The organism is Chthonomonas sp., assembly GCA_016788115.1.
GTDB lineage: Bacteria > Armatimonadota > Fimbriimonadia > Fimbriimonadales > Fimbriimonadaceae > UBA2391.
On record JAEURR010000005.1, the window covers coordinates 244,249 to 268,634 of the forward strand.

Genomic DNA, 24,386 nt, shown 5'->3' on the forward strand with positions numbered 1-24,386 from the left:
CGCAAGTTGCGATCTCCGTTACTAGAAGTAATACCGGAGGTCCCACTCACGCTGGAATGCCTGTCCTGTAGTTTTGTCCGCGATGTAGTCCAGAGTCTTGGCGACGAGTCGGTACGTTGTCCCGTTGGGCCCCGTGAGGAATATCTCACCAGTTCCCCCGTAAATCTCACTGGTGAAGACCAGAATCTTGAGCATGTCCCCCTTCTTAGCTGTGAAGGTAAGCGGACCGCGGTTCCCTCGAATGGCTCCATCTGGGTCGGCGTAAATTTCGACACCGTTCACCTGCACAACCAATTTGGACCGAACCTCGAACGGGCCGAAAGCAGCTCCGCCGACCGGTTGGTTCCCGGAGAGCACGAACGTCCCTCCCAACGGTTGCGGCTTGCTGGACCGAGCACCCACCTTGACCGATACGCTGTCCGTCCCCTTGGATCCCTGCGCGGTAATGGTTGTGCTGGACCATGTGAGGACTGTTAAGGGTACACCCGCAGAGCTTGTGGTCACGTTCTGCAGGACCGTGTCCTTCGTTTCGCCAAACTGACCCTCGATGGTGATGACCCCCGTCGTGGCATCCATCGTCGCATCGCGAATAATCGGCTTGATTGCGCCCAGTGTCTCGTTCCCCGGAACGAACTTCAGCTTAGCATTGGTCGCCCGGGAGGTGCTGTAAACCTCGCGGGTCTGGGGGCACTTGCTCGTGGCCATGTCCGCGATGAGCTCCTTGATATCGAGTGACTGCTTTTCGCCTGGGTTCGCGGGTTTGGGTTCCAAGTTGTACAGCCCTAGCGTGCGATCCAGCAGATAGTAGGCTGCATAGATCGCGGACAGATCCTCGGTCGAGTCGTCCCAACCCATGTAGACGCCCGCACCGGCCGAGGTGCAAGCCTTAGCAACATCTGGATTACCGCTATGGCAGGCGTTGAAGAACACCACAGAGTTCTTGCCGAACGAGATGTACTTGCTGATGAACGATGGCGTCATGCCATAGTGCTTCTCAGCAGGCTTGCCCGAGTCGTTCGCCCCGACGACGTAGACCAGTTCTTCCGCGCTCAGCATGCTCTGGTAGGTCTGGTCCAACTCCTTGGTCACTTTGGTAGCTGTCCAGATGGCCGTCACCTCGTCTCCTGATTTGAGCGTGACATTCATGCCGTGGGCATCGAGATAAACGAAACCATCGTCTTTTAAAGCTTTGAATTCCTCGACAGTCCCCTTCTGGATAGGGCCAGCCGGTTCCATCCCCGCGGCGACAAGGGTCGGGTGCATCGCGACCGCCGGATGCTGGAATAGGGTGCCCATGGTGTCGATGAGCCGGAACTTCCCGGGGATCAGGGATGCACCACCAAGCCGCCCCCTCGGCGCGCTTACCGGGTAACTCGCCATCTCGGACGCAGGTTGACGGTTGTTGGCGAAGATGATGATGCGACCATCCGTAAACCGACCGTACGCACAGTGATCCGGAGTGACTCCCGATTCGGAGAACTCGGGCATCGTGGCCATTTTCGCTGCCAGCTGCGTCGATACTTCGGCTGGCGTGGACGTGGTCAGCGAAGCCTGAAGCGCCTCCAACGTGTCCATGGCTGCAAAGCGAGTTTCGCTCGCCAAAGTCTCTGCGGGCGGCTGTCCCCCCGATCCACCGCAACCTACGATTGCGAGGATGCCGTAAATCAACGCCAGCAGTAACAAAGCCCAGTACTTACGCTTACTCATTGTCTTCTCACTTCAATTCACCCCCTACTATAGGTCAGGATCGCAAATTTATCGTAAACTAGTCGGATACTGTCTCGATGTATTGCATCGGAGAAACGAATGCCGACTGGGCACCCCGATGAAGCTCACACTATTTGGTCAGTTTCGGATAGAAGGCGGGGCAGAACCGATTCGCCTTTCGGCTGCCAGAAGGCTGATTGCGCTCCTGTGCCTGCGGCCTGGCACGACCTGGGATCGAGCCCGCATTGCCTCGCATGTTTGGCCAGCGACCGACGGTCCCGGCGCTCGGGAGCGTCTGCGCACAACGCTGGCGAGCGCACGCCGCGCCCTAGGGGACAACGTTTCCTGGGAGGGCGGACGCAATTCGCTGAGGCTGGTCCCGGCCGATTTTCAGGTGGATCTGTGGGAGGCTCAGGCCGAATGGCGTCGTGCCGGACTGGCTCCCGACGCGAGCGCTGAGTTTGAAGCGCTCTCCCGTCTGAGTGATCTCACCTCCGGAGTGCTATTGCCGGAGATGCCCGAGTTCTTATCGCATGAGCGCGAGGAATGGTGTCGGCGCACGGTCGAGGCGCTGCTGCGGCTGGCGACCATCGAGCAGGAGCGAGAGAACCTGGAGAGCGCCGCGCGATTCCTTGAGCGAAGCTTGTCGCTATCCCCCTACGATGAGCGCGCATGGACGGGCCTGATTCGAGTGCAGGCGCGGTTGGGCCAACATGTCGAAGTTTGCGATCGGTTCGCCAGGGCCCGTCAGCAGTTGCGGAATGCGCTGGGTTCTGATTTCAGTTCTTCGCTTCGTCAGCTTGCCCAGCAGGCAAGACGCGGCGATCATTCCGCCAGCAGTCTGTCCGCGGAGCAGATAGAAATGATCGCGAGAACGATCTCCCGTCAGATCGAATCGGCTCCGCTACGGGCGGCGGAGTTTCTGGGCTCGGAGGAGTTTCGTCTGGAGGTGTTTCAGTCTCCAGTCAAGGCGGCCGACCTCTTGGAACGGGTGCTTGCATGCACCACCGGCGGCGCACCAGCCCGCATGCAATGCGCTGTCTACGCGATGATGGCGTACACCCTCTCCGGGAGCGATGCACGTATTCTGGCCCTGGGCCAAGAAGTTGCCAACTTTGACTCCGATCCCACCCGATTGAGAGCGGCCGAGACCATGCGCGCGGGAGCATATCTGAACCGGGGACAGTTCGTTCCAGCACTCGTCAGCTATGAAAGAGCCCTTACGCACGCCATTGCGGTGGGCAACATCCCAGGCATCGACTTGGTGATGGCCCAGCGCGCCGTGATCGAATGGGAACTCGGCAAAGCCACAGAGACTCTAGCTGTGCTGACTGAGATCGAGCATCGCCTCGGCCAGTACGATGAACATAATGCGCGCGTGGGTCGCGCGACTCTCAACGGCTACATTGGTCTCGTACACCTTTACGATGGCGAGACAGCGGCCGCGAAGAAGTGCCTTGAGCGATGCACTGCTCTGGCCCACGATGCCGGCCACGCGTCTGCCGCTGACCTCATGATGCCCGCCCTGGGGCTGTGTCAGATCCTGCTTGGAAACTTCGTGGACGGCGTGGATCAACTAAGAAAGGGTCTGGCTCGAATTCATCGGCTCAAATCCGACAGGCGAACCTTGCGGGCCATTGACTACTGTGCCTTTGGTCTCGTTCATTTGGGTCGCGCGGAAGAGGCGATGGCGCTTCTGAACCAAAGTGACCACCTGAGGCGAAGAGCGAATATTCCCAACTCGCCGATCCACCAAAGCTACGGCGACCAGCTTCGTGCGTCCTGCGGCGAGGCCCAGCCAATCCCAATTCTTGAAGAGGAGCAGTCCGTCCGCGAACTGGTCGCTAAGGCATTGGCAATGCTGTCTTAGACGCTCTCGGCCTTCGAGGCTCAGCGTCAAAGGCGAGTGCTTGGTGGAGATTCCTGGACGCGTTTCGAAACTCAAACCAGCTGCTACCAGAGCAGTTGCTCCCGTGACTTTGAGACGGGTTGGCGAGTCCTTTCTACTCTCCGCCTTCGCGGCGCCGACAGAGCGGAGGCTCAGTAGGGCAAGCCAGGGACGTTCAGCTCAGAGCGATCAGGACCTGGGTGTACGCCATTGTCGTGCGGAAATCCCTGTGCCCAAATGGTTCCTGAACGGTACGGATTTCGTAGCCGTTTTCCAGCGTGAGGGTTGCGAACGTGTGCCTGAGAATATGGCAACTCAGAGGTTTGGCGAGGTGTGCCAACTAGCTATGCCGCTAAGTGCAAAGATGGCTAGCGCTAGGAACCTCGAGGAGGGTACCGTGCGAGAGAATAAGAAACTTGGCCTCATATAGGAGGCCTCTTCTGGCATCGATGAAGTTCGAACTTCGAAAGACGGCGCGAGGCCTGAGCGATGATGAGTTGCTGGAAGATCTCCGGCGTGTTGCCCGCAAGCTTGGCCGAGAGACGGTAACTATCTCTGACTACACCGAGCATGGACTCGGTCACGCAACGACCATTCAGCGGCGCTTTCGCTCGTGGTTCAAGGCACTGGAGAATGCTGGCCTTAAGCCCAGTCGATCCCACATTGGAGTATCTGAGGACGACCTTTTCGAGAACCTTCGGGCTGTTTGGGTGTCACTCGGACGGCAGCCGAGCTACGGTGAAATCAATGCCCCACTGTCGGCGTACTCCGCCGGGACATATGCGAACCGATTCGGCAGCTGGTCACAGGCCCTTCTGCAATTCGTTGAATGGGCCAACGCTGATGAAGCCGCGGACCAAGATGAATTTCACATCGGAGCAGAAAGCCTGCGGAACGCAAAAGCCCAACCTCGTAGAACCAAACGAGAGATCAGCGAGCGGATGAGATTTCGCATCTTGGTTAGAGACGGCTTCAAATGCAACGCGTGTGGCGCAAGTCCGCTACAGAGCCCTGGCACAGAGCTGCACGTTGACCACATTGTGCCTTGGTCAAAGGGTGGTGAGACAGTTCCAGAGAACTTGGCCACAAAGTGCTCCAGATGCAATCTCGGGAAAGGTAACGCTTTTGAGGTCTAACAACAGCATGCATCGGTCGGTGCTACGCGCCGCCGCGGCTGCTGAGCCTCCAGGATGATTCTTCGGCCGATCCACAGCTCCACCTGCCCACCGTCGTGAATCATCAAGGTCTCAGAACAGGCGCCCTGATCCCATCTAAGGTTCAAAGACGCCGATTTGGGACAAGAGCGCGAGCGGATCAAGGTCATGTACTCGAACTCCTCTTGGGTGGACGGAACGCTCGAAGTGGAACTCCACGAGTTCTTCGATTTGATGCTGAGTCTCGTAGAATCGGCGTCCCACAACGAAAACGAGACCGTCGATAACGGCCTCGTCACAATCAAATCTGTACAATGGAGGAGAAGTCTGGACGCGATTCGGAAAAGCGGAGTTGCGAATCCCATCCGGTTATCTTGAATTTGGTGGAGATAACGGGACTCGAACCCGTGACCTGTTCGTTGCGAACGAACCGCTCTCCCAGCTGAGCTATATCCCCACGCTTCACTTCACATTACCGCGAGCGAACGAGAATGCGAAAGGCCCCCGGCTGCAGATCCCCTGACTTGGGGCTCAGGTCGAGGGCACGGAACCCGGGAGCGTCGGGTAGCTCGATCGGATGGTTTCCCACGTTGAAAGCGGCCCGGACCCGCTGGCGTCCGAGCTGCCGCTCGAAGACGAACAGTCCCGGCCTCGATTCGGCAGCTACCGTGCGGTACGAACCGCGCCGCACCGCTTCGGACCGAGAGCGGAGCGATATCATTTTTCTGTACAACTTGAAAACGGACATGTCCCACTTACGGCGACTCCAGATCATGCCGCGACGGCAATCCGGGTCATGCCATCCCACCATCCCGATCTCATCGCCGTAGTAGATGCTCGGCACTCCGGGATAGAGGAACTGGAACACCACCGCCTGGGCCATCCGTGCCTTGTCGCCGCCCATAAGCGTCAGCAGCCGTGGCGTGTCATGACTGCCGAGCAAATTGTACTGTACTGATGTCACCTCTTCCGGAATAAGTTCTCTAAGGTCGCGCAGCCGCGCATCAAATTGACGCGCCGTCAGCGTACGATTCCCAAAGAACTGCAGCACAGCTTCGCGCCACTGGTAATTCATGGTCGCATCGTGCTGGTCGCCCTGCACCCAGGGAGCGGGGTCGTGCCACGCTTCTCCGACAATGTACGCCTCGGGGTTGGCTGACCGCACTGCGATACGGAACTTGCGCCAGCACTCGGGATCGACCTCGTCGGCCACGTCCAATCGCCACGCATCTGCCCCCATTTCACCCACCCAGAACTGGCCAACCCGCCCAACGAACTCTTGCACCGCTGGATTGCCTGTGTTAAGCTTTGGCATCCGGTGGACGCCTGCCCATCCCACGTATGTCTGCTGCCCTTCTTTGGTCGAGATCGGAAAACTCAGGGGGAAGTACCACTTGGAGTACTCAGATCGCGCCTCGTTTTTTATCAGATCCTTGAAAAATGGGTGGTTAACGCTTGTGTGGTTATAGACCCCATCCAGCATGATCCGAATACCGGTTGCATGTGACTGCTTGACGAGCTCGCGGAAATCGGACAGCGAACCAAAATGAGGTTCTATGTCAAGATAATCATCGGTATCGTAGGCGTGGTAACTTCCCGCTGGAAATATCGGGTTAAGATAGATGGCATTGACTCCCAGCTCCTTCAGGTGGCTCAGATGCCGGGTGATCCCGGCGAGGTTCCCGCCTGCCCACCCCTTCTGCGCGGGGATAGCGCCCCACATTGTTCTGTCCGCGTCCTCAGTAGCGAAGCGATCCGGGAATATCTGGTAGAAAATCGCGTCCTTGACCCAATTTTGAGGGCTAGGTAGCGGGATCTTCGCAAAGTTCTGCTCAAACCACTCTCGTGGATAGCGCGCTGTTTCGGATTCGCCTCGGATTTCGAATGCATACCGCACCTCAAGTTGCGCCAAGGTTACGAGTCCGTACCACTGATCGAATAGGGCGTCTCCGCCGATTCGCCGCATCGTCGCGCTGTTTCCATCTTCCAGTAGGATCCGAATTGCGCGCGCGTCCCCCTTCCGAGTCCTCAGCTTTAGCCCAAACTCATGCGACGAGCGGCGGACGGTGAACACACGCGTTGGATCATGGAGCAGCGCCGCATAGGTAATCCCGGTTCGGTTCTTGAAGAGCGCGGGTTCGACAGTCAGCAGCGAGTTTACGTTGCCATTGAGATCGTTTTTCGTCGGAAGTCCAGGAATTGGTATCCATTTATCTTCATTGACGACGAAAAGGCACGAGTAAACACCCGGTTTCAGAGGGAACGTTCCTGTCCACTCCCCGCCCTTGCTCTCGGAAAGCGGGTGCTTCGTCTTGTCCCAGTTGTTGAATGAGCCAACAACCGCCACTGAGCTCAGGTGCGTAGACAGTGCAGGCCGGTACGAGATCTCAACGGCTTGCTCGGCATCCAAGGGGCTCTGCTTGTCCACGTCTCTATTTTCGCCCAATTTAAGGGAAGCGGGTGTATGCTACAAGTCACCCACCGTGAAGCGCGACCTCCAAGACCTGACCGCCCAGTGCATCCGTTGCGGATTCTGCCTGGAGAGCTGTCCCACGTTCACCGCCCATGGCGAAGAGGCCGACTCGCCACGGGGCCGCATCTATCTGGTTCGCAGTGCCGCGGAGGGCAAGCTTAGTTGGCAGGACGACGTCCGACCACACCTCGACCAATGCCTCGGTTGCCGCGCGTGCGAGACCGCTTGCCCAAGTGGAGTTGAGTACGGCGCGATTCTTGAACTTGCACGAGATCGCATAGAGCAAGAAAGTCCACAGCGAGGCAAGGCCCTGTTGCTGAGTGCAGTGACCAACCCACAGACCATGCGCATCCAACTTGCGCTCGCCAAGCTTTGGCCGGGCAAGCGGATGCCCGCCGGCATGAGCCGCTGGATCAGCGGTCAACCTGCCGAAGCCGACCTGCCTCGGGCTGAGCTCGGAGAACCGTGGCCATCCCTGACGTTACCGTCAGCCCAGTCAAAGGCATACCTACTGCAAGGCTGCGCCATGCGCGTGCTCTTTCCTCGCGTGAACGAGGCGACAGCAAGGCTTGTGCAGCGCGTTGGCGTGCAGATTGTTGATTGCGATTTGGGATGCTGCGGCGCGCTTCACGCCCACAATGGTTCCCTCGCCGAAGCGAGGCAAATGGCGCATGCTCTCTGCAAGGAGGTCACCGAGCCGGTTCCCATCGTCGTCAACTCCGCGGGCTGCGGTTCGACCATGAAGGAGTACGGCCACATGGACACCGAGTTCGACCGCGTGGCCAAGGCAACCGTCGATGCCAGCGAGTTTCTTCTGTCCGCGGGGCTCGTCGAACTCCTGAAGTCTTCCCTGGGATTCCGCGACTTGACCGTCACCTACCACGATGCCTGCCACCTTGCCCACGGCCAACGGATCAAGGAAGCCCCACGGCAACTCATCGCGGCGGTGCCCGGCGTCAGCCTCGTCGAGCTGACCGAGTCGGATATGTGCTGTGGGAGCGCGGGCATCTACAACGTCTTGCAGCCGACAATGGCGCGCCAACTCCTGGACCGGAAGTTCAAGCACATCCAGGCGACGGGTGCATCGGTCGTGGTCACCGGCAATCCCGGCTGCCACGCATGGATCGGTCAGGCGGCTCGGGAGAAGGGACAGGAGATCAAGGTAGTGCACACCATGGAGTTTCTGGAGTCTGCCTTCCTTGGGCGGTTCCGCGACGTCTAGGCGGCGGTTCTGTCAAACTCTCTGTATGCCTGAAATGACTCTTTCCGCCACCGCTGCTCCTGGCGCGACTGCGCCTGCGGCCGGTGACACCATCGCCATTGTTGAGACGAATCACGGTCGAATCGTCCTTAAGTTCTTCCCCGAGGTCGCTCCTGGCCACGTCGCGAACTTTACGTCGCTGGCGGCAGAGGGCTATTACGACGGGGTTCGGTTCCACCGCGTCATCCCGGGTTTCATGATTCAGGGCGGCGACCCGAACTCACGCGACATGCCCCGTGGTATGCACGGAACCGGCGGTCCTGAGAAGAAGCTGAACGCAGAATTCAATCACATCCCCCACACTCCGGGCATCCTTAGCATGGCGCGCACGAGCGATCCGAACTCGGCAGGTAGTCAGTTTTTCATCATGCACAACCGCCACGTGGACTCGCTGGACGGACAGTACACCGTCTTCGGTCAGGTGATCGAGGGCATGGACGTCGTGGATGCGATCGCCAACCTTCCTCGCGATGGTCGCGACAATCCAAACGAGGATAACCCCGCGATCATGGAGTCGGTAACAGTCGGCACCTGGGAGTAACTTAAGGAATCAGCGGGCTCGGTGACAGAGTAGTCATCGATATGCTGACACCGGGCCAAGACCATGCTTAGTTCTTCGAAGATCGCGATCGTGGGCTCGGGCCAGATGGCCGAGGCCGTGCTGGGTGGGCTGCTGAGCCAGGGCTCGATCGCGCCGTACCAAGTCATCGGTAGCGGCCCGCGCGCTTCCCGCGGCGACAAGCTCGCCGCGCAGTACGGGATCCGCACCACGACCGACAATCGCGCTGCGGTCGAGGGTGCGGACATCGTTCTGCTGGGCATCAAGCCTCAGATGGCCGCACCGGTTCTGCCCGAGCTCGCCCCGGTCATCAAAAGGGATGCGCTGGTGGTTTCCATCGCGGCGGGCATCACACTTGCAACGCTGTCCGAGGGCCTGGGACACCCCGCCGTCGTTCGGGCGATGCCGAACACCCCTGGCAAGATCAACGCGGGCATTACGGTTTGGACTTGCTCCGAGGCCGTCACTGAGGTTCAGAAGCGGCAGGCGGCGGCCCTCCTGAGCGCGCTTGGCGATGAAGTTTTCGTCGAGCATGAGCGGTACATCGACATGGCGACCGCGCTGAGCGGAACGGGTCCCATGTACGTGCTCCTGTTCATGGAGTCCCTGGTGGATGCTGGAGTGCGGATGGGGCTGCCCCGGTACCTGGCCGAGCGGCTGGTGCTCCAAACGGTGAAGGGCTCAGCCGAGTACGCTCAGCTGACCGGCCACCATCTGGCGCAATTGCGCAATGATGTGACATCCCCCGGCGGCACTTCCGCCGAGGCGCTCCACGAACTCGACCGGGCAGGTTTTCGGCCCGCCATCGGGAATGCGGTGATGGCGGCGTTTCGACGGTCAGTCGAGCTAGGCGAACCTAAACGCTGAGTCCGAGTTGGATGAGCTGCAGAGGATTGCCACTCGGGTCCTTGATATCGAGGACCGCCCCGGAGGGTGTGCCGTGAAATGCGTCGGCGCACCACGCTCCCACTGCTCTCAGAGCTGCTTGCGCGGCGACCAAGTCGGCCACCGCCAGACACAGCACAACACCTCCGCGTGGTGTCTCGCCAGGCACAAACGGAGGATGCAGGCCGAGCGTCGTGCCAAAGCAATCGAGACTCGTCCAATAGGGCGATTCGATTTGTGTTTTCAGCCCGAGGACATCTCGGTAGAAGGTGGTGGCCGCCGCCATGTCGTCAACTTCGATGACGATGGTGTGGAGCGACCGGACCATCAGAACGCCATTCCTTCGTAGTCTCGGATCAAGCCAACGACTTTGCCGATCACCCTGGCGTCGTCATCAGGTTGCACGACGATCGGCTCATAAGCTGGGTTGCTTGGCAAGAGCCGGATCCCATTCTTGTCCTTGCTGAACCGCTTGACGGTGGCGTCATTGTTGAGCAAGAAGGCGACGATATCCCCTTGGTTGGCGGTGCTTTGAGGCTTGATGACGACCAAATCGCGTGGCATGATTCCTTCATCACGCATCGAGTCGCCCTTGATCCGGAGCATGAACGCACCTTGCATGTTTCGCACCATATCGCTGGGGACGGGGATCAGGTCATCGATCTGCTCGTCGGCCAGGATAGGCGTGCCAGCGGCGATGGTCCCGACCAATGGCAACATCGTCACGCGGCTTTCCGCCTGATAGGCTGGGTGCACTACGCGGATGGACCGAGGGGTCTTGGCTCGGGTGATATAGCCCTTCTTCTCCAAAGCGTCTAGGTGCACGGTGACACCTCTCAGCGACCCAATGTCAAACTCGGCGCCGATCTCGCGGATTGAGGGTGGATAGCCATGCCTCTGCACGTATCCCAAGATGTACTGCAGAATCCCTTCTTGCCGTGATGTGAGATGTTTCGCCATGTGTTCGCTCCTGGTGAACTAGTTTACACGCGTTGCATTCTGATAGCAACATGTCTACTCATTTTCACCGCTTTTCTCACGAGTTGACTTGACGTGCCATAATTCTTGAGCTTGAGCACGCGTGCGTGCCACCGCTTTTTCCAGGAGACTCGGTTGTCCATTACTTCGATTCGTAACTTCATTGAAAAGTCCGGATGCGGCCTGATCGTCGGCATCGTGATCGCCCTAATGATGGTCGTCGGCATCTGGTCTGGAAGTTGTTCCAAGAGTAAGCGGATCGAAGACGAAAGAGCCGCTGCCGGGGCGTCTCCCGCCGTAGCGACCATCGGCGAGACAAAGCTCACCCACGTGATGTTTGACGATGCCATAACGAAGGCGCTTAGTCAGACTGCGAGCATGGGCAACTCCTTGGATACACCGCCCGCCGAGTCAGATGCGATGACCGCCGCCGAAGCAGTCTTCCAAGAGACCCAGATCCGACTCCTCAATGTGCTGGCATCGGAGCAAGGGATCACAATCTCCGATGACGCGATCAAGACAGCGGTTACGAGCGAGTTCGACATGCGAGTAAGCCAGTTCCGGCAGTCGCTCGTGGGGTCGAAAAAGCTCGCCGCCACCGCGACGGACGCTCAATTCGCCGAGGTGTTTGCTAAGGAGACCGGAAAGCCGCTTGCAGACATGAAGGCCGAATTCATCGAGAGCACAATGGGCTCTCCGACTGAGAAAGCGCAGCGAGCAGTCTCCCTGTCCGTTGAAGAGCTTCAAAAGAAGCTCGTGGCAAAGCTCACCTTCACCGACGAGGACCTCAAGCGCGCCAACGACATGTTCAATGTTCAGCGCATTTTCGTCCCCGGAGACAAGGAGGTCGTGCTGAAGAAAGCAGCGGCCGACCTCGCCGCGGGCAAAGATTTCGACGCGGTAAGAAAGGAAGTCAACGCACAGGTTCCGCAGCAAGAGCGTCCCGAGCCCCCGATGTCGTATGCGACTCTGATCGCAAAGAAGGAGCTCGCGTCGCTAAAGACCCTCGCTGCAGGCAAGACAACACCCATTATCGAAATCGATGGAGGCAGGGCGATCTACAAACTGGTGTCCGTGAAATCGAACCCGCCGAAGGACTTCGCCAAGGAGAAGCCACAGCTACAGTCGTCGGTCGCCGCTCAGGTAGGGACCCAGCAACTCCTGGCGCAAGTGGATAGCCGAGCCAATACCGACCTCAAGTGGACCGACCGGTCATTCCAATATCTGTACCAAGTCAGGAAGATCATGATGAGCGGGGACTTCACCGCCGCCGACCGCGAGACGCTGACCACCATCGCCACAGACTCGGCCAATCCCGAGCCCGGCTCGCAGCGGTACATGGCATTCGCTCAGCTGCTTGCGAGCAACCAGCTCTGGTCGAAGTACACCGCCGCTGAGAAGCAGCAGAATCGTGACGCACGCATCGAACAGCTCATGCGCGTCCTCGCAGAACTTGAGGATGTGAGCATCCGTATTGATGTTGCCACCTTGCTCGGCGAGAAAGGGGATGTCGGGATGGGTGATCAGCTGGTACGTGCGGCGAGCGCGAACGCAGGCAGTATTGGAATCGCGGGTGGCGAGTACTCGCAAAAGCTTCAAGCTCAGTTCGCCATCGCCAAAACCAAAAAGCTCGCGACCCCCGATGAGGTGAAGCAGATCGAGGCTAGCCTTTCGCAGTTCGTCGCAAACAGGGCAGCCTACGCAGCAGAACAGAAGAGGCAGGCCGAAGAGCAGAAGAAGATCGACGAAGAGAACAAGAAGGCCGAAGAGGAGAATCGCAAGGCGGAAGAGGCGCGCAAGAAGGCTGCTGGCGCGACTGCACAGCCGAAAACCCCCACCGAAGGCGTCAATAGCAGCGACCTGACCAAGCCAAGCGGTGGGGTGAGCAGCTCCGATCTGACCAAGCCGCAAACGCCGCCGAGCAAGCCGTAATCGATCATGGCCGGACGGCTCGTGCTCGTCGCGACTCCCATCGGCAACTTGGGCGATCTCTCGCCCCGAGTGGCGGCGGCATTGCAGGAAGCCGACTTTTGGATCGTTGAGGACTCGCGCGTCAGCGGCCGATTGGGCGTCCACTTGGGCGTGAAGAAGCCGATGGTCGTGGTCAACGACCACGTTCGTCCCGGCCAAATCCAAGCAATCGTCCAGCGCCTCGAGTCCGGGGAGTGCGCAGCGCTCATGAGTGATGGCGGTGCGCCGTGCATCAGCGACCCTGGCAGCTTGGTGGTCGATGCCGCAGCGGAAGCAGGCATCGACATTGACGCGATCCCGGGCCCGAGCGCGCCCATCACCGCACTCATGCTCAGCGGCTTCTTCGCCCAGCGGTTCGCGTTCCTTGGATTCTTGGGACGCAAAGAAGGCGACATGCGTAAAGAACTCAAGGCGTTCGCCGAGTCACCGCTGACCCTCGTTCTCTTTGAATCACCATTCCGGATCGATACTCTCCTGCGCGCGGCGGGGGAGGCGCTCGGCCCCCGACGCTATGCCATCACGCGGGAGTTGACCAAAATGCACCAGCAAGTGGTGCGCGGAGTTTTGCCGGTATCGCCCCCGGATGGCGAAATGCCGCGAAAAGGGGAGTTCACGGTGGTATTCGAAGGACTCCGACGTGCCGATAAGAGAAAAACGCAAGATTCAGCCGCTGAAAATCCCTTCGAAGCGTCTTGAGGATTACACCGGCGGAACTCCGCAGGTAAGATTATCGTTCGAAGCTGGCGGAAGAGTCTGCAAATTCTTATGAAACGGATACTGGGATTGATGGTCATCTTGCTCACGTTGTGCGTGAGCGCATGGGCGCAGGAGACTACCTATCGACTGCAGCCCGAAGACGTAATCCGAATTCAGATCTACAACGAGAGCCAGGTGAACGCCGAGGTCCAGGTGGGCCGAGACGGGAACATCAGCGCTCCGTTCGTGGGCATCATGCGAGCGGAAGGCAAGACGACGACCGAACTGGAAGCCGACCTCGCCCAAGAGTACGTGCGCAAGCTCCGACTTCGCGACCCCCGCGTCTCGGTCACTATCTCGCGCTATCGACCCATTTTTGCCAGCATCGGCGGTGCAGTGAACCGACCGGGCCGTTACGAAATCCGTCCGACAGATACACTCATTGCGCTCGTCACTCAGGGCGGCGGCGCACTGCTCGAAGGTCGCAGCGACCTCAAGCGCGCAACGCTCCAGCGTGGCCACAGCAAAGAACTGATCCCGATCGACCTGTACGCACTGCTCGTGAAGGGCGACCGCTCCCAGGACTACACCCTGGCTGATGGCGACGTCTTGACGATTCCAGAAGAAACACGCAACCGGATCATGGTGCTGGGCGCAGTCCAATCCCCGGGCACGTACGGCTACCGCGAGCCGATGACGCTGGCCGACGCGATTTCGCTCGCCCGAGGCGACGTACAATTCCGATCCAAGCTCTCCGAGACGCTCATCATTCGCGAGCGCCAGGGGATGCCGGGAAGCTACGAGCGCATCACCGCCAACTACGTGAACTTCGTCCGCAAAGGCGACGCATCGCAGAACGTGGTCCTGCAGCCGGGCGACATCGTCTTCATTCCCGATACCAAGACCCCGAGTGGAGGACGCATCGGTGAAGTCGCTAATGCGGTGGCAAACGCCCTCTTTGTGCTCGACCGGTTCGGCATCAACATCCTGGGTCGCCGCTAAGCACGGACGATCCTCGGCCAACAAGAAAGCCCCTCTGGTTTCCAACGGAGGGGCTTTCTTCTGAGGTACGCGTTGAGCTTACTTCTTGAGGGCTTCGGCTGGCTTGGTCTGCTCCCAAGTGAATGCCGGGTTGCCAAAGTGACCGTTCTTAGCCGTCGGCAGGTAGCGCTGCTTGAGCAGGTCCAGGTGCTTGGCGATGCCGCGCGGGGACAGGTCGAAGACGTCGCGCACGCGCTTGACGATCTCGTCATTGTCCACATGGTGGGTGCCATACGTCTCAATCGCGACGGAGACTGGCTGCTCGACGCCGATGGCATAGGCAAGCGCGACCTGAACCTTGTCGGCCAGCCCTGACGCGACGACGCACTTGGCCACGTGGCGGGCCATGTAGGCCGCAGATCGGTCCACCTTGGTGGGATCCTTGCCACTGAACGCGCCGCCGCCGTGCGGGCACATGCCGCCATAGGTGTCCACGATGATCTTGCGACCGGTCACGCCGGTGTCGCCCTGAGGTCCACCTACAATGAACTGCCCGGTGGGGTTGATGTGCATCGTAATGTCGTTGCCCACGTACTCCGAGTACTCGTTCAGTACCGGCTGAATGATGTACTCGTGAACGATCTGGCGAACCGCTTCTTGGGTGTGCTGCGGGCCGTGCTGCTGCGAAAGGACGACCGTCTCGATCGCCTTGGGCTTGCCGCTCTCGTACAGCACCGAAACTTGGCTCTTGACGTCCGGTCGCAGGCCCAGAGAGGCGTGCTTGCGTCGCGCTTCGCTTGCGCGTCGGGTCAAAGCATGCGCGATGGAGATGGGCAGCGGCATCAGCTCGGGAGTCTCGCGCGTCGCCATGCCAAACATCATTCCCTGGTCACCTGCGCCGCCTCGGTCTACGCCCATGGCGATGTCTCGCGACTGCTCCTGGATGGCGACCATGACGCCACAAGTGTTTCCATCGAAACCGAGGTCGGTATCCGTGTAGCCGACGTCGTTAATCGTCTTGCGGACAATGTTCGCGATATCCACGTAGCCAGCGGTGGAGACTTCGCCTGCGACGATCGCAAGACCGCGAGTCAAGAGCGTCTCAATCGCGACCCGCGAGCCGGGGTCCTGGGCGAGAAATTCATCGAGGAGTGCGTCGGAAATCTGGTCCGCAACTTTGTCCGGGTGCCCGTCGCTCACACTCTCGGACGTAAAGATCAAACGTTCGCTCATTACCCCGTTAGGATACCTGAGCGCCCCCCTCCGCCCGGCCCGGCGGGTCCGCTATACTGGCCCCATGGCGGAGCAATTGTGGGCCCCATGGAGGCTGGAGTACATCGAACGGGCGAGTACCGAAGGGAGCAATGGCGGCTGCATCTTCGTCGATCTGCCCGCCGAGCAGAACGACCGCGAAAACCTCATCTTGCACCGGGGCGAACACGCTTTCGTCATGCTCAATCGCTTCCCCTACACAAGTGGCCACCTGATGGTCGCGCCGTATCAGCACACGGCCAACCTGAGCGAGTTGTCTGACGCCGAGCAGCTGGAGATCCAGCAGCTTGTAACCCGCGCCGTGGAGTGGATCACCGCCGCGTATCGGCCCCAGGGCTTCAATATTGGCGTGAACCTGGGCGAGGCCGGGGGTGCGGGCATCCCGACCCATGTGCACTGGCACATCGTCCCACGGTGGAGCGGCGATACGAACTACATGACCACCGTCGGCGGCGTCCGGGTCCTTCCCCAGAGCCTTGAGGACAGCTATGACCGGCTGCGCGCGGTCATCGGACCATGACGTTTGACGATTTGCGCGTACAGGCTCTGCAATGCGCCGCGTGCGCCCTGTCGGAGCGCCGCACGAACGTCGTCTTTGGCGAAGGGGACCCCCGTTCGCCGCTCGTGCTGGTGGGCGAGGGGCCAGGCGACCAGGAGGACAAGACCGGTCGACCGTTCGTCGGACGCGCAGGTCAAGTGCTCGATCGAGCGCTGGCGGAAGCAGGGCTCGCACGCGAACAGGTGTACATCTGCAACACGGTGAAATGCCGCGCCTGCGACTGGAGCACGGGCAAGCCGGTCAACCGGCCGCCCACCGACGCCGAGACTCAGGCGTGCCGGCAGTGGCTCGTCCCGCAACTTGGCTTTATCGCGCCCAAAGTGATCCTATGCGTCGGGGCACCCAGTGCCAAGAACCTCATCAAGAAGGACTTCAAGATCACGCGCGAGCGAGGACTTTACTTCCCGTGCGAGTTTGCGCGTACAGCGATCGCCACGCTGCACCCCGCGTACATCCTTCGACAACAGTCGCCCACAACTGACGGCGGGTTCTCACTACTGGTCGCCGACATCGTCAAAGCTTGGGACGCCGCACAGAAGCTGGTAGGAAAGGACGCCGCACGCGATCCCGAGAATTCTTTGGTATAATCTCCCAACTTCCCAGCGTGCGCGGGTGGTGAAATTGGTAGACACGCTACCTTGAGGTGGTAGTGCTCACAAGGCGTGAAGGTTCGAGTCCTTTCCCGCGCACCATGAACTCTCTTCAGTTCAATCCAGACTACATGGTCTCGTGGATCAAGTTGGGCACCGAGACTGGCTCACTCGAGATCTGGAACGCCGCGCGCACCTCTTCCGCTACGGCTTCGGCATCAGACTGCCGCTTCGCAAAAATAACCGCCAGCAACTCGTGATCCGTGACCTCGTCGCCGACCTCAAGCTCGACTTCGATCCCGACCGAGGTGTCGATGGAGTCTTCCTTGCGCATCCGTCCTCCTCCCAACTTCACCACCGCTGCGCCGATAGCCGCAGCATCCACACGGCCGACCCAACCCTCTTCATGGGCGAAGATCTTCTGGGTGTACGGGGCCTGCGGGAGCACCGACGTAGGATCGTCGAACACCTTCGCGCTCGCACCCTGCGCCTCGAACCATTGACGCGCTTTGGCGAGGGCGTGGCCACCCTTGAGCGACTCTTTCGCCTGGGATCGGGCGAGCTCGATGTTGCCCACGAGCCCGGACGCTTCGAGGGTCATAGCAGTCAGCTCAATGCACAGCCGGGCCAAGCGCGACTCGTGATCCCACGCCAGTGTGTCGATCGCCTCGCGGACTTCCAGCGCGTTGCCACACGTCTTGCCCAGCGGTTGATCCATGTCGGTGATCGCGATCCGCACGTTCAGACCCACCAAGCTCGCGCACGCTTTCAGTCCGATCGCCAGCTCACGCGCCTGGTTCGTCGTATTCATGAACGCGCCACTACCCGCCTTCACGTCCAGCACGACGGTCTCCGCGCCACCCGCGATTTTCTTACTGAGGACGCTACTGACGATGAGCGGGATCGATTGCACGGTGCCGGTCACGTCGCGCAGCGCATAGAGGACCTTGTCGGCGGGGGCGAGACTGGGAGTTTGCCCCGTGAGCGCAATGCCGATCTTCGCGGCTTGCTCGAGCATTTCGGTGGGTGAAAGGTCCAACCGGAATCCGGGCACGCTTGCGAGCTTGTCGACTGTCCCGCCGGTGATGCCCAGACCCCGACCGCTCATCTTCACGACTGTCAGGCCGCAGGCGGCGAGCATCGGCAGGACGACGAGGGTCGTCTTGTCGCCTACTCCGCCCGTGCTGTGCTTGTCTACCCACGGACGGGGCAACCGTCCGAGGTCGAGCCGCTCGCCGCTGCGCGCCATCGCCAGGGTCAAGTCGGCGGTCTCGCGCGGAGTCAGCGGGTTCAGGAACGCGGCCATAAGCCACGCTGAGACTTGATAATCCGGCATTTCACCCGAAGTCGCCATCGACACCAAAGCGTGGATTTCGTCGGTCGTATGCTCGCGCCCGTCACGTTTGGCGGCTATGAGGTCCAGGGGTCGAATCGACTGCACGCCTCCATTTGGGCACGGACCAGTGCCTCAGGTCAAGGGGGCTCAGCCAGGAATACAGCTTTCCACCGTGATCCTATCCACAGAAAGTGCTATGCTGGGCACAATGTTGAGTCTGCTGCTGATGGCCATGACGACACCTACAATCACTGATTTGAGCTGGATGAGCGGAGACTGGACCTGCGAGGTCTGGGGCGGCAAGTTCGAGGAGCGTTGGTCGCTTCCTCGAGACGGCACGATGGTCGGCACGGGCCGCCACTTCGTGGATGGGAAGACCAAGACCATCGAACACATGACGATCGAGGCGAACGCCGACGGCACGCTCACCATGTGGGTCCTTCCTCAGCGGCTCAACCGCACCGACTTGAAGTCCTCCGCGTTCGTGCTCAAAGAGGCAAGCGACAAGAGAGTGTCTTGGGTGTGCGAGGAGAAAGAGTTCCCCCGCTCGATCACCTACACAAAGCTTGACAAGGACTCCATGACATGCGTTTTGTCGGGCGAACAAGACGGCAAGCAAGTGTCCGTTGACTTCCCATTCAAGCGAAATGCCGATAAGTAACCCCTATTTGTACGGGTCCTTCAATATCGGTTCCCCGAATGGTCTAACTCTGTCCTACAATGACCTAGGCAATGGGCCAATCGGATAAGTCTCTGCGAGTCGAATGGGAGCGAGGTTTCCGCGTGCTCCTAAACGGGAAAGAGCGTAAGCTCTCGCCTCGCAAGGCGGTGCCTCTTCTTTCGAGGTTGGTGTCGACGCCCCGGCACAGTCTATCGCGAAGTCAAACCGCAGCCTGGCTCTGGCCCGAAGCAAGTCCGACCAAGGCCGACGCCAACCTTCGCCAGCTGCTCGTCCGCATGCGGCGCGACCTCGGCGATCCGGACATCGTGCAACTGGCCGAATCGACGATTCATCTTGGGCCGTACAACGTTTCGAGCGACCAGGGGGTCGATTGCGCCGGATTCCGAACATTGGTCGAAGAACAGGACTGCGACGGGTCTTTCGACCCTCACGCCTGGGCGGCGGGCCTTGCCGTGGCTGGTCTTCAAGACTCGCCTAAGCGGGAGCTCGCCAAGCTTATCGACTGGTACTCCGAGCGCGATCCGCTCGCGGGGATGAAGCTCTTGGCCGACGCGTGGCAAGTCGCCTCCGCGATTGAGGGCGACGTGCTGGTTAACCTCACCAAGCGATTGCTGCGCGTTCAGGGAGGCGGCACAGACCGAGGATGGGTCCTCGCTTTGCAGGGCGCGGGATTGATGAGTTCGGGGCATGCGGTGCAGGCGAAGCCTGTCCTGCAAGACGCTTTCCATATCGGTCGCCGGGCGAAAGAATTCGCGATGTCGGCACAGGCGGCGTTTTGGATGACCTTTTCGCTCACCGAGGCGCGCGAGTACCGCTCCGCCGCAAGGATCGTTCGGTGGCTGTTCGATCTGGGAACCGAGACCCAAGATCGCCTCACCCTCGGTCGCGCCCACCACTTGCATGGAGCCATCCTTTGGCATCATCGGGAGTTCAAGCAGGCTGAGCTGGAGCTCTGCGCAGCGATCAAGCATCTTGAATGCTCCGAATCGCCCATCGATCTCGTTCATGCTCGCTCGAACTACGCGGTCATGGCACGGGACCTGGGGTCGCCCGAGATCTACGAACAACAGCGGATGCTTTCGGAAGGGCTCCTCGCCGAAGTGGAGGATTGGCGTTTACCGGTCGTGTTTGAATACGCCGGCATGCTCGCCGCCACGCTGTCGGGCGATCCGTACAAGGCACTCTCTGCGGGCGCAAATCTCGAACAGCGGTTCCGGCAGCATGAGCCGATGCCACTGTGCTTACGCACCATGGTTTTGGAGGCCGATGCGTTGGCCGCAGAGCAAGCGGGCGAGGAGGAACGCGCCCTCCGAGACTTGAGGCAAGCCAACGATCTACGACGAAAGCTCGGATACGCGCGAGCTCCCTACGAGGCCGCGCGTATCGTCAGTCTTGAGAACCGTATCGGACGACGTCGCCCCCGCTATTAGACGTCGAACCGAATCCCTTGTGCCAGAGCTGGCTTCTCTCGGCCAAAGTACGTTGTGCTGGTCTGTCGGCGCATGTACGCCTTCCAACTGTCAGAGCCCGACTCGCGGCCACCGCCCGTCTCCTTCTCCCCGCCAAACGCGCCGCCGATCTCCGCACCGCTCGTGCCGATGTTCACGTTGGCGATGCCGCAATCGCTGTGTCGCTTGAAGTACTCGGCCTCGCGAACGTCGGTGGTCATGATCGATGAGCTCAGCCCCTGCGGGACCTCGTTATGAAGCTCCATGACCGATTCCAGATCGTCGTAGGGCATTACGTAGGTGATCGGCGCAAAGGTCTCCGCGTGAATCGTGGCACTGTGCGCCGGCAAGTGCACGAGGGCAGGCTTTACATAGTACGCTTCCGCGCCCATCGTCTCGAGCGTTCGGGTGCCACCGACGATGTCGAGGGCCTCGCCGCGGACTCGATCCAGCGCCGCCTGCATACCATCGTAAGCCAGACGGTCGATCAGCGGACCGACGAGCGTGGTGGGCTGGAGCGGGTCACCGACCTTGTTTTCGCCGATGAACTCGTAAGCCGTCTTCAGGTTCGCAACCACTTTCTCGATGAGCGAGCGATGGACAAAAACCCGTCGCGTGCTCGTGCAGCGCTGACCGGCCGTCCCGACGGACCCAAACAGGATCGACGGGATGGCGATTTCCAGGTCCGCGCTCGGGGTCACGATGATCGCGTTGTTACCGCCAAGTTCGAGCAGGCTGCGCCCAAACCGCGCTGCGACTTTGGGGCCGACGATGCTACCCATGCGGCTACTTCCCGTGGCGCTGATGAGCGGGATGCGGTGGTCTTCAACCATCTGACTGCCCTGCTCGACTGCGCCAAGAATAACCTGACTGAGCCCTTCTGGAGCTTGCGGGAAGTCCTTGGCGACCTCGTCAAAGAGGCTCTGACACGCGAGAGCAGTGAGTGGGGTCTTCTCGCTAGGCTTCCAGAGGCACGAGTCGCCGCAAACCAACGCCAAGCACGCATTCCACGCCCACACTGCGACCGGAAAATTGAAGGCGCTGATGATGCCGATGGGACCGAGCGGGAGCCAGTTCTCTTGCATCGTGTGGTTCGGTCGCTCGCTTGCGATGGTCAATCCGTAAAGCTGGCGGCTGAGACCAACCGCGAAATCGCAGATGTCGATCATCTCCTGAACTTCGCCGCGGCCCTCTTCCAGAATCTTGCCGCACTCCAGGGTCACCAGTTGCGCCAGTTCTTCCTTGTGCGCGCGCAGGGCCTCGCCGTAACGCCGGACGAGTTCGCCGCGAATGGGGCCGGGGACTTCGCGCCAGGAGCGGAACGCTGCGACCGACCGGGCGATCTTGGAATCGACCTCGGCCTTCGAGTCGAACTTGAGCTGAGCGAGCGGCTGCCCGTCCACCGGCGAGTGGACCGTCAGGTCCGAACCCGCGAAGCGATCAAGGTTGGGGATCAGCCGCCGCACGACTTCGGCGTGGGCAGTCGACAGTGCAGAACTTGGTGTCATGCCCCTAGTGTATCTCTTCGACCCCGAACGGCTAGGCGTCAGACTGCACGATCGCGCTCGGCCGAGCACGCATGCTCGCCCAAGTCCGTAGTTCGTCGATCTCTTCCGCCATCATGCGGCTGAGAGGCACCTGGGTCTTGGACTCTTCGAGCAGATCGTCCATGGCAAGTTCCCGGCCGGCATCGAAGGCATGGAACAGCCCGGCAATCACCACTTGCTCAATCTCGGCCCCCGAGAATCCTTTGGTGGCCGCGCTGAGAGCGGGAAGGTCGTAGCCCTTCGGGTCACGTTTGCGCTTGCTCAGGTGGATCGCGAAGATCTCTTCGCGCTCCTTTGCCCCCGGAAGGTCCACGAAGAAGATCTCGTCGAAGCGCCCTTTGCGGAGCAACTCGGGAGGGAGTTGACTGACGTCATTGGCGGTCGCGATGAGGAAGACCGGTTTCTGCTTCTCCTGCATCCAGGTGAGGAAAGTCGCGAACACACGCTTCGCGGTACCACTGTCTCCAGAGCCCGAGCCCGCGACTCCGGCAAAACCCTTCTCAAGCTCATCGGCCCACAGACAGCACGGCGCGAGCGACTCAGCGGTCCGGATCGCCTTGCGGATGTTCTCTTCGCTCTGTCCGACCAGCGAACCGAAGATACGACCGACGTCCAGCTTCAGCATGGGTAGATTCCACGTCGCTGCGATCGCCTTAGCCACCAGAGACTTTCCACAACCCTGGACACCCAGGAGCAAGATGCCTTTGGGCGCGGGGATTCCGAACTCCTTAGCTCGGTCAGTGAAACTCTTGGTGCGCTTGTTGAGCCAGTCCTTGAGCAGGTCGTGGCCGCCTACGTCCGCGAAACTGTGCTCGGCGGGATAGAACTCAAGCAGCCCCGACTTGCGGACGATCTGCTTCTTCTCTTCGATGATGACGTCGATGTCAATCTTCTTCCTCTCGACCACCGAGCGCATGAACGCGCTCTCGATCTCATCACGCGTCAACCCTTGGGCCGACTTGATGAGCAACTCGCGCAAGTCGGGTGCGACTTCGGTCGAGACGCCAGCGACGTCCTTCACGTTGTTCAACGTTTCGTCCAACTGCGCTTCAATGTCCTTGCGCTCGGGGAGCGGAAACTCGATGACGGTGAGGTCCTTCTCCAACTCAGTGGGCAGGACGAGCGTCGGCGCAACGATGACCAGCGTCTGCTTGCGGCTACGCAACCCGAATGCCAGGTCCCGCAGCAGGCGTACCACGCGGGGGTCCTTCATGTACGGGTGGAAATCGCGTAGCAAGTAGATCTTTCCGTCCGAACTCTCGCGGATCAAGGCCAGCACTTGAAGTTCGCTCGCGAGCGACTTGAGCTTCTCCGCCACCTCGGCGCTGACCGGGCTCGGCGACATCCCCTGCGTGAGCGACCACGAGTGCAGCGTCCGATCGAGCGTCTTGCACACCTGCTGCAGCGCCTCTTCGACGCGCCTCTCCTCCCAGCTCACCACGTACAGGATCGGGTAGCGCGAACGGGCCAGGGTCTCAAGTTCTCGTGCGATGTCCACGCCGGAAAGTTACCCCCGTGCGGCTCCGCGCGGTGGGACCGGCCTACCTGCTCGTTCTGACCATGTACTCGGCAAGCGCCTTGCCAGCCAGCTGGCCCAAAAGTTCGTGAGCACGCCGAGTGGGATGAACGTCGTCCCAGAACAGGTACGCATCAGGGTTGATTCCGCTGAGACCCATGGCTTGCGAGGTGACGTTTGTGAACCCATAGGCCTGCGGCGACATCACGATGTCCTTGAGCTTCTGCTCAATGTCGAGGAGCACCATGGTCGTCGCCGGATACAGGCTCCGGAGCAGAGCAATCCGCGCGGCCAAGGCCGCGTTGTGGCCCGTGGTCAAGTTCGTCATCGCGTTCTGGTTCGCGCCGCCGACGTAGCGTGGGATCAGTCCGAGGGGAGGCAAATTGGGGACGAGGATCAGACGAGCACCGGCGCTCGCAAGGCGAGTGATGTCCGAGCCGATATTGTTGATGGCCGTGGTCCAGTTCGTCGCGCCATCCAGGTAGTCGTTTCCGCCGATCCAAAGAACGAACAGATCAGTCGCAGCCGGGCTGGTACGGCTCAGGTACCGGCTCACTTGGGTCGCACAGTTAGCGATCACCAGGCTCACGTATCCCGAGCCTGTTTTGGCACCACCGAACGCGTAGTTCCAACCATTCGCCTGACTGCGGACGACCGACCCAAGGTGAAACCTCGTGGAGAAGCGCTCGATCCATACCGGACCATTCGAGAACCGCCCACTCCAATAGCCCGAACCTGGCGCAAACCCAAACGTCACCGAGTTCGTATTCCCCACGTCGCTGAGACTATCCCCGAAGATGACGACCTTTTTGATCTGCGCTTGGGAACTGACGGCGGCAACTAAGACCGCGACGGCAACAAAAATGCGACGCATGTCTTACTC

22 protein-coding genes and 2 tRNA genes are annotated in these 24,386 nt (G+C 60.3%); 13 read left to right on the forward strand and 11 right to left on the reverse strand.

Annotation, left to right across the window (positions count from 1 at the left end; genetic code table 11):
* Window positions 1-21 precede the first annotated feature (21 nt).
* A complete protein-coding gene (locus JNM85_03770) occupies window positions 22-1,707 on the reverse strand; it encodes a hypothetical protein (protein ID MBL8087174.1) in 1,686 nt (561 codons plus the stop codon).
* A gap of 118 nt (window positions 1,708-1,825) precedes the next feature.
* Between JNM85_03770 and JNM85_03775 the strand changes: the two genes are divergently transcribed.
* On the forward strand, window positions 1,826-3,577 hold the full coding sequence (locus JNM85_03775) for a tetratricopeptide repeat protein (GenBank protein ID MBL8087175.1): 1,752 nt from the start codon (window positions 1,826-1,828) through the stop codon (window positions 3,575-3,577).
* 193 nt (window positions 3,578-3,770) lie between these two features.
* On the opposite strand, the gene JNM85_03780 is transcribed toward JNM85_03775, so the two are convergent.
* Window positions 3,771-3,935 (reverse strand): tyrosine-type recombinase/integrase, encoded by a 165-nt coding sequence (locus JNM85_03780; GenBank protein ID MBL8087176.1) that lies wholly within the window; start codon window positions 3,933-3,935, stop codon window positions 3,771-3,773.
* 109 nt (window positions 3,936-4,044) lie between these two features.
* On the opposite strand from JNM85_03780, the gene JNM85_03785 reads away from it, so the two are divergent.
* A complete protein-coding gene (locus tag JNM85_03785; protein MBL8087177.1) occupies window positions 4,045-4,731 on the forward strand; it encodes an HNH endonuclease in 687 nt (228 codons plus the stop codon).
* A gap of 399 nt (window positions 4,732-5,130) precedes the next feature.
* Here the strand turns inward: JNM85_03785 and JNM85_03790 are convergent.
* Together JNM85_03790 and JNM85_03795 are read right to left on the reverse strand one after the other, a co-directional pair.
* Window positions 5,131-5,206 (reverse strand) — tRNA-Ala (locus JNM85_03790).
* Between the two features lie 15 nt (window positions 5,207-5,221).
* Complete coding sequence (locus tag JNM85_03795) at window positions 5,222-7,177, reverse strand: alpha amylase N-terminal ig-like domain-containing protein (GenBank protein ID MBL8087178.1); 1,956 nt, start codon at window positions 7,175-7,177, stop codon at window positions 5,222-5,224.
* A 55-nt stretch (window positions 7,178-7,232) separates the two neighbouring features.
* On the opposite strand from JNM85_03795, the gene JNM85_03800 reads away from it, so the two are divergent.
* The 3 genes from JNM85_03800 (at window position 7,233) to JNM85_03810 (ending at window position 9,909) form a co-directional block, all read left to right on the forward strand.
* Window positions 7,233-8,444: a 4Fe-4S dicluster domain-containing protein gene (locus tag JNM85_03800; GenBank protein MBL8087179.1), complete on the forward strand. Its 1,212-nt coding sequence runs from the start codon at window positions 7,233-7,235 to the stop codon at window positions 8,442-8,444.
* 34 nt (window positions 8,445-8,478) lie between these two features.
* The gene (locus JNM85_03805; protein ID MBL8087180.1) at window positions 8,479-9,024 is read left to right on the forward strand and encodes a peptidylprolyl isomerase; all 546 of its coding nucleotides are present in this window, start codon (window positions 8,479-8,481) and stop codon (window positions 9,022-9,024) included.
* Between the two features lie 63 nt (window positions 9,025-9,087).
* Window positions 9,088-9,909: a pyrroline-5-carboxylate reductase gene (locus JNM85_03810; GenBank protein MBL8087181.1), complete on the forward strand. Its 822-nt coding sequence runs from the start codon at window positions 9,088-9,090 to the stop codon at window positions 9,907-9,909.
* Here JNM85_03810 and JNM85_03815 read toward each other — a convergent pair.
* Together JNM85_03815 and lexA are read right to left on the reverse strand one after the other, a co-directional pair.
* On the reverse strand, window positions 9,899-10,255 hold the full coding sequence (locus JNM85_03815; protein MBL8087182.1) for a VOC family protein: 357 nt from the start codon (window positions 10,253-10,255) through the stop codon (window positions 9,899-9,901). The two genes, JNM85_03810 and JNM85_03815, sit on opposite strands and share 11 nt — an antisense overlap.
* Window positions 10,255-10,887, reverse strand: coding sequence for a transcriptional repressor LexA (lexA, locus tag JNM85_03820; protein MBL8087183.1), 633 nt, complete (start codon window positions 10,885-10,887; stop codon window positions 10,255-10,257). Before lexA ends, JNM85_03815 begins: the two co-directional genes overlap by 1 nt.
* A 153-nt stretch (window positions 10,888-11,040) precedes the next feature.
* On the opposite strand from lexA, the gene JNM85_03825 reads away from it, so the two are divergent.
* The 3 genes from JNM85_03825 to JNM85_03835 all read left to right on the forward strand — a co-directional run bounded on the left by JNM85_03825 (window position 11,041) and on the right by JNM85_03835 (window position 14,574).
* Window positions 11,041-12,837 carry a SurA N-terminal domain-containing protein gene (locus JNM85_03825; protein MBL8087184.1) on the forward strand — a complete coding sequence of 599 codons (1,797 nt, stop codon included), beginning with the start codon at window positions 11,041-11,043 and terminating at the stop codon, window positions 12,835-12,837.
* A 6-nt stretch (window positions 12,838-12,843) separates the two neighbouring features.
* Window positions 12,844-13,572 carry a 16S rRNA (cytidine(1402)-2'-O)-methyltransferase gene (gene rsmI / locus JNM85_03830; GenBank protein MBL8087185.1) on the forward strand — a complete coding sequence of 243 codons (729 nt, stop codon included), beginning with the start codon at window positions 12,844-12,846 and terminating at the stop codon, window positions 13,570-13,572.
* A gap of 69 nt (window positions 13,573-13,641) precedes the next feature.
* A complete protein-coding gene (locus tag JNM85_03835; protein ID MBL8087186.1) occupies window positions 13,642-14,574 on the forward strand; it encodes a polysaccharide export protein in 933 nt (310 codons plus the stop codon).
* A 78-nt stretch (window positions 14,575-14,652) separates the two neighbouring features.
* On the opposite strand, the gene JNM85_03840 is transcribed toward JNM85_03835, so the two are convergent.
* Window positions 14,653-15,786: a methionine adenosyltransferase gene (locus JNM85_03840; protein MBL8087187.1), complete on the reverse strand. Its 1,134-nt coding sequence runs from the start codon at window positions 15,784-15,786 to the stop codon at window positions 14,653-14,655.
* Window positions 15,787-15,850: 64 nt separating this feature from the next.
* Here JNM85_03840 and JNM85_03845 point away from each other — a divergent pair, with 64 nt between their 5' ends.
* From JNM85_03845 to JNM85_03855, 3 genes are all read left to right on the forward strand, one after another.
* Window positions 15,851-16,345 (forward strand): HIT domain-containing protein, encoded by a 495-nt coding sequence (locus JNM85_03845; GenBank protein ID MBL8087188.1) that lies wholly within the window; start codon window positions 15,851-15,853, stop codon window positions 16,343-16,345.
* A complete protein-coding gene (locus JNM85_03850; GenBank protein ID MBL8087189.1) occupies window positions 16,342-16,971 on the forward strand; it encodes a uracil-DNA glycosylase in 630 nt (209 codons plus the stop codon). Before JNM85_03845 ends, JNM85_03850 begins: the two co-directional genes overlap by 4 nt.
* A 19-nt stretch (window positions 16,972-16,990) precedes the next feature.
* Window positions 16,991-17,076, forward strand: a tRNA-Leu gene (locus tag JNM85_03855).
* Window positions 17,077-17,101: 25 nt separating this feature from the next.
* Here JNM85_03855 and JNM85_03860 read toward each other — a convergent pair.
* Entirely contained in the window at window positions 17,102-18,415 is a 1,314-nt protein-coding gene (locus tag JNM85_03860) for a thymidine phosphorylase (GenBank protein ID MBL8087190.1), read from the reverse strand.
* 91 nt (window positions 18,416-18,506) lie between these two features.
* Between JNM85_03860 and JNM85_03865 the strand changes: the two genes are divergently transcribed.
* On the forward strand, window positions 18,507-18,971 hold the full coding sequence (locus JNM85_03865) for a hypothetical protein (protein ID MBL8087191.1): 465 nt from the start codon (window positions 18,507-18,509) through the stop codon (window positions 18,969-18,971).
* Between the two features lie 71 nt (window positions 18,972-19,042).
* Window positions 19,043-20,422 carry a hypothetical protein gene (locus JNM85_03870; protein MBL8087192.1) on the forward strand — a complete coding sequence of 460 codons (1,380 nt, stop codon included), beginning with the start codon at window positions 19,043-19,045 and terminating at the stop codon, window positions 20,420-20,422.
* Here the strand turns inward: JNM85_03870 and JNM85_03875 are convergent.
* The 3 genes from JNM85_03875 to JNM85_03885 are packed head-to-tail and all read right to left on the reverse strand — an operon-like array spanning window position 20,419 to window position 24,377.
* Entirely contained in the window at window positions 20,419-21,948 is a 1,530-nt protein-coding gene (locus JNM85_03875) for an aldehyde dehydrogenase family protein (protein MBL8087193.1), read from the reverse strand. The two genes, JNM85_03870 and JNM85_03875, sit on opposite strands and share 4 nt — an antisense overlap.
* 31 nt (window positions 21,949-21,979) lie before the next feature.
* Entirely contained in the window at window positions 21,980-23,485 is a 1,506-nt protein-coding gene (locus JNM85_03880) for an AAA family ATPase (protein MBL8087194.1), read from the reverse strand.
* A gap of 43 nt (window positions 23,486-23,528) precedes the next feature.
* Window positions 23,529-24,377 (reverse strand): SGNH/GDSL hydrolase family protein, encoded by an 849-nt coding sequence (locus JNM85_03885; GenBank protein MBL8087195.1) that lies wholly within the window; start codon window positions 24,375-24,377, stop codon window positions 23,529-23,531.
* Window positions 24,378-24,386: the final 9 nt, after the last annotated feature.

Excerpts from the sequence above, each read along its gene's own strand:
- JNM85_03770 (MBL8087174.1), bottom strand. The coding sequence starts at position 1,707 with ATGAGTAAGCGTAAGTACTGGGCTTTGTTACTGCTGGCGTTGATTTAC.
- JNM85_03775 (MBL8087175.1), top strand. The coding sequence starts at position 1,826 with ATGAAGCTCACACTATTTGGTCAGTTTCGGATAGAAGGCGGGGCAGAA.
- JNM85_03785 (MBL8087177.1), top strand. The coding sequence starts at position 4,045 with ATGAAGTTCGAACTTCGAAAGACGGCGCGAGGCCTGAGCGATGATGAG.
- JNM85_03805 (MBL8087180.1), top strand. The coding sequence starts at position 8,479 with ATGACTCTTTCCGCCACCGCTGCTCCTGGCGCGACTGCGCCTGCGGCC.
- JNM85_03810 (MBL8087181.1), top strand. The coding sequence starts at position 9,088 with ATGCTTAGTTCTTCGAAGATCGCGATCGTGGGCTCGGGCCAGATGGCC.
- JNM85_03815 (MBL8087182.1), bottom strand. The coding sequence starts at position 10,255 with ATGGTCCGGTCGCTCCACACCATCGTCATCGAAGTTGACGACATGGCG.
- lexA (MBL8087183.1), bottom strand. The coding sequence starts at position 10,887 with ATGGCGAAACATCTCACATCACGGCAAGAAGGGATTCTGCAGTACATC.
- rsmI (MBL8087185.1), top strand. The coding sequence starts at position 12,844 with ATGGCCGGACGGCTCGTGCTCGTCGCGACTCCCATCGGCAACTTGGGC.
- JNM85_03835 (MBL8087186.1), top strand. The coding sequence starts at position 13,642 with ATGAAACGGATACTGGGATTGATGGTCATCTTGCTCACGTTGTGCGTG.
- JNM85_03840 (MBL8087187.1), bottom strand. The coding sequence starts at position 15,786 with ATGAGCGAACGTTTGATCTTTACGTCCGAGAGTGTGAGCGACGGGCAC.
- JNM85_03845 (MBL8087188.1), top strand. The coding sequence starts at position 15,851 with ATGGCGGAGCAATTGTGGGCCCCATGGAGGCTGGAGTACATCGAACGG.
- JNM85_03850 (MBL8087189.1), top strand. The coding sequence starts at position 16,342 with ATGACGTTTGACGATTTGCGCGTACAGGCTCTGCAATGCGCCGCGTGC.
- JNM85_03865 (MBL8087191.1), top strand. The coding sequence starts at position 18,507 with ATGCTGGGCACAATGTTGAGTCTGCTGCTGATGGCCATGACGACACCT.
- JNM85_03870 (MBL8087192.1), top strand. The coding sequence starts at position 19,043 with ATGGGCCAATCGGATAAGTCTCTGCGAGTCGAATGGGAGCGAGGTTTC.
- JNM85_03875 (MBL8087193.1), bottom strand. The coding sequence starts at position 21,948 with ATGACACCAAGTTCTGCACTGTCGACTGCCCACGCCGAAGTCGTGCGG.
- JNM85_03885 (MBL8087195.1), bottom strand. The coding sequence starts at position 24,377 with ATGCGTCGCATTTTTGTTGCCGTCGCGGTCTTAGTTGCCGCCGTCAGT.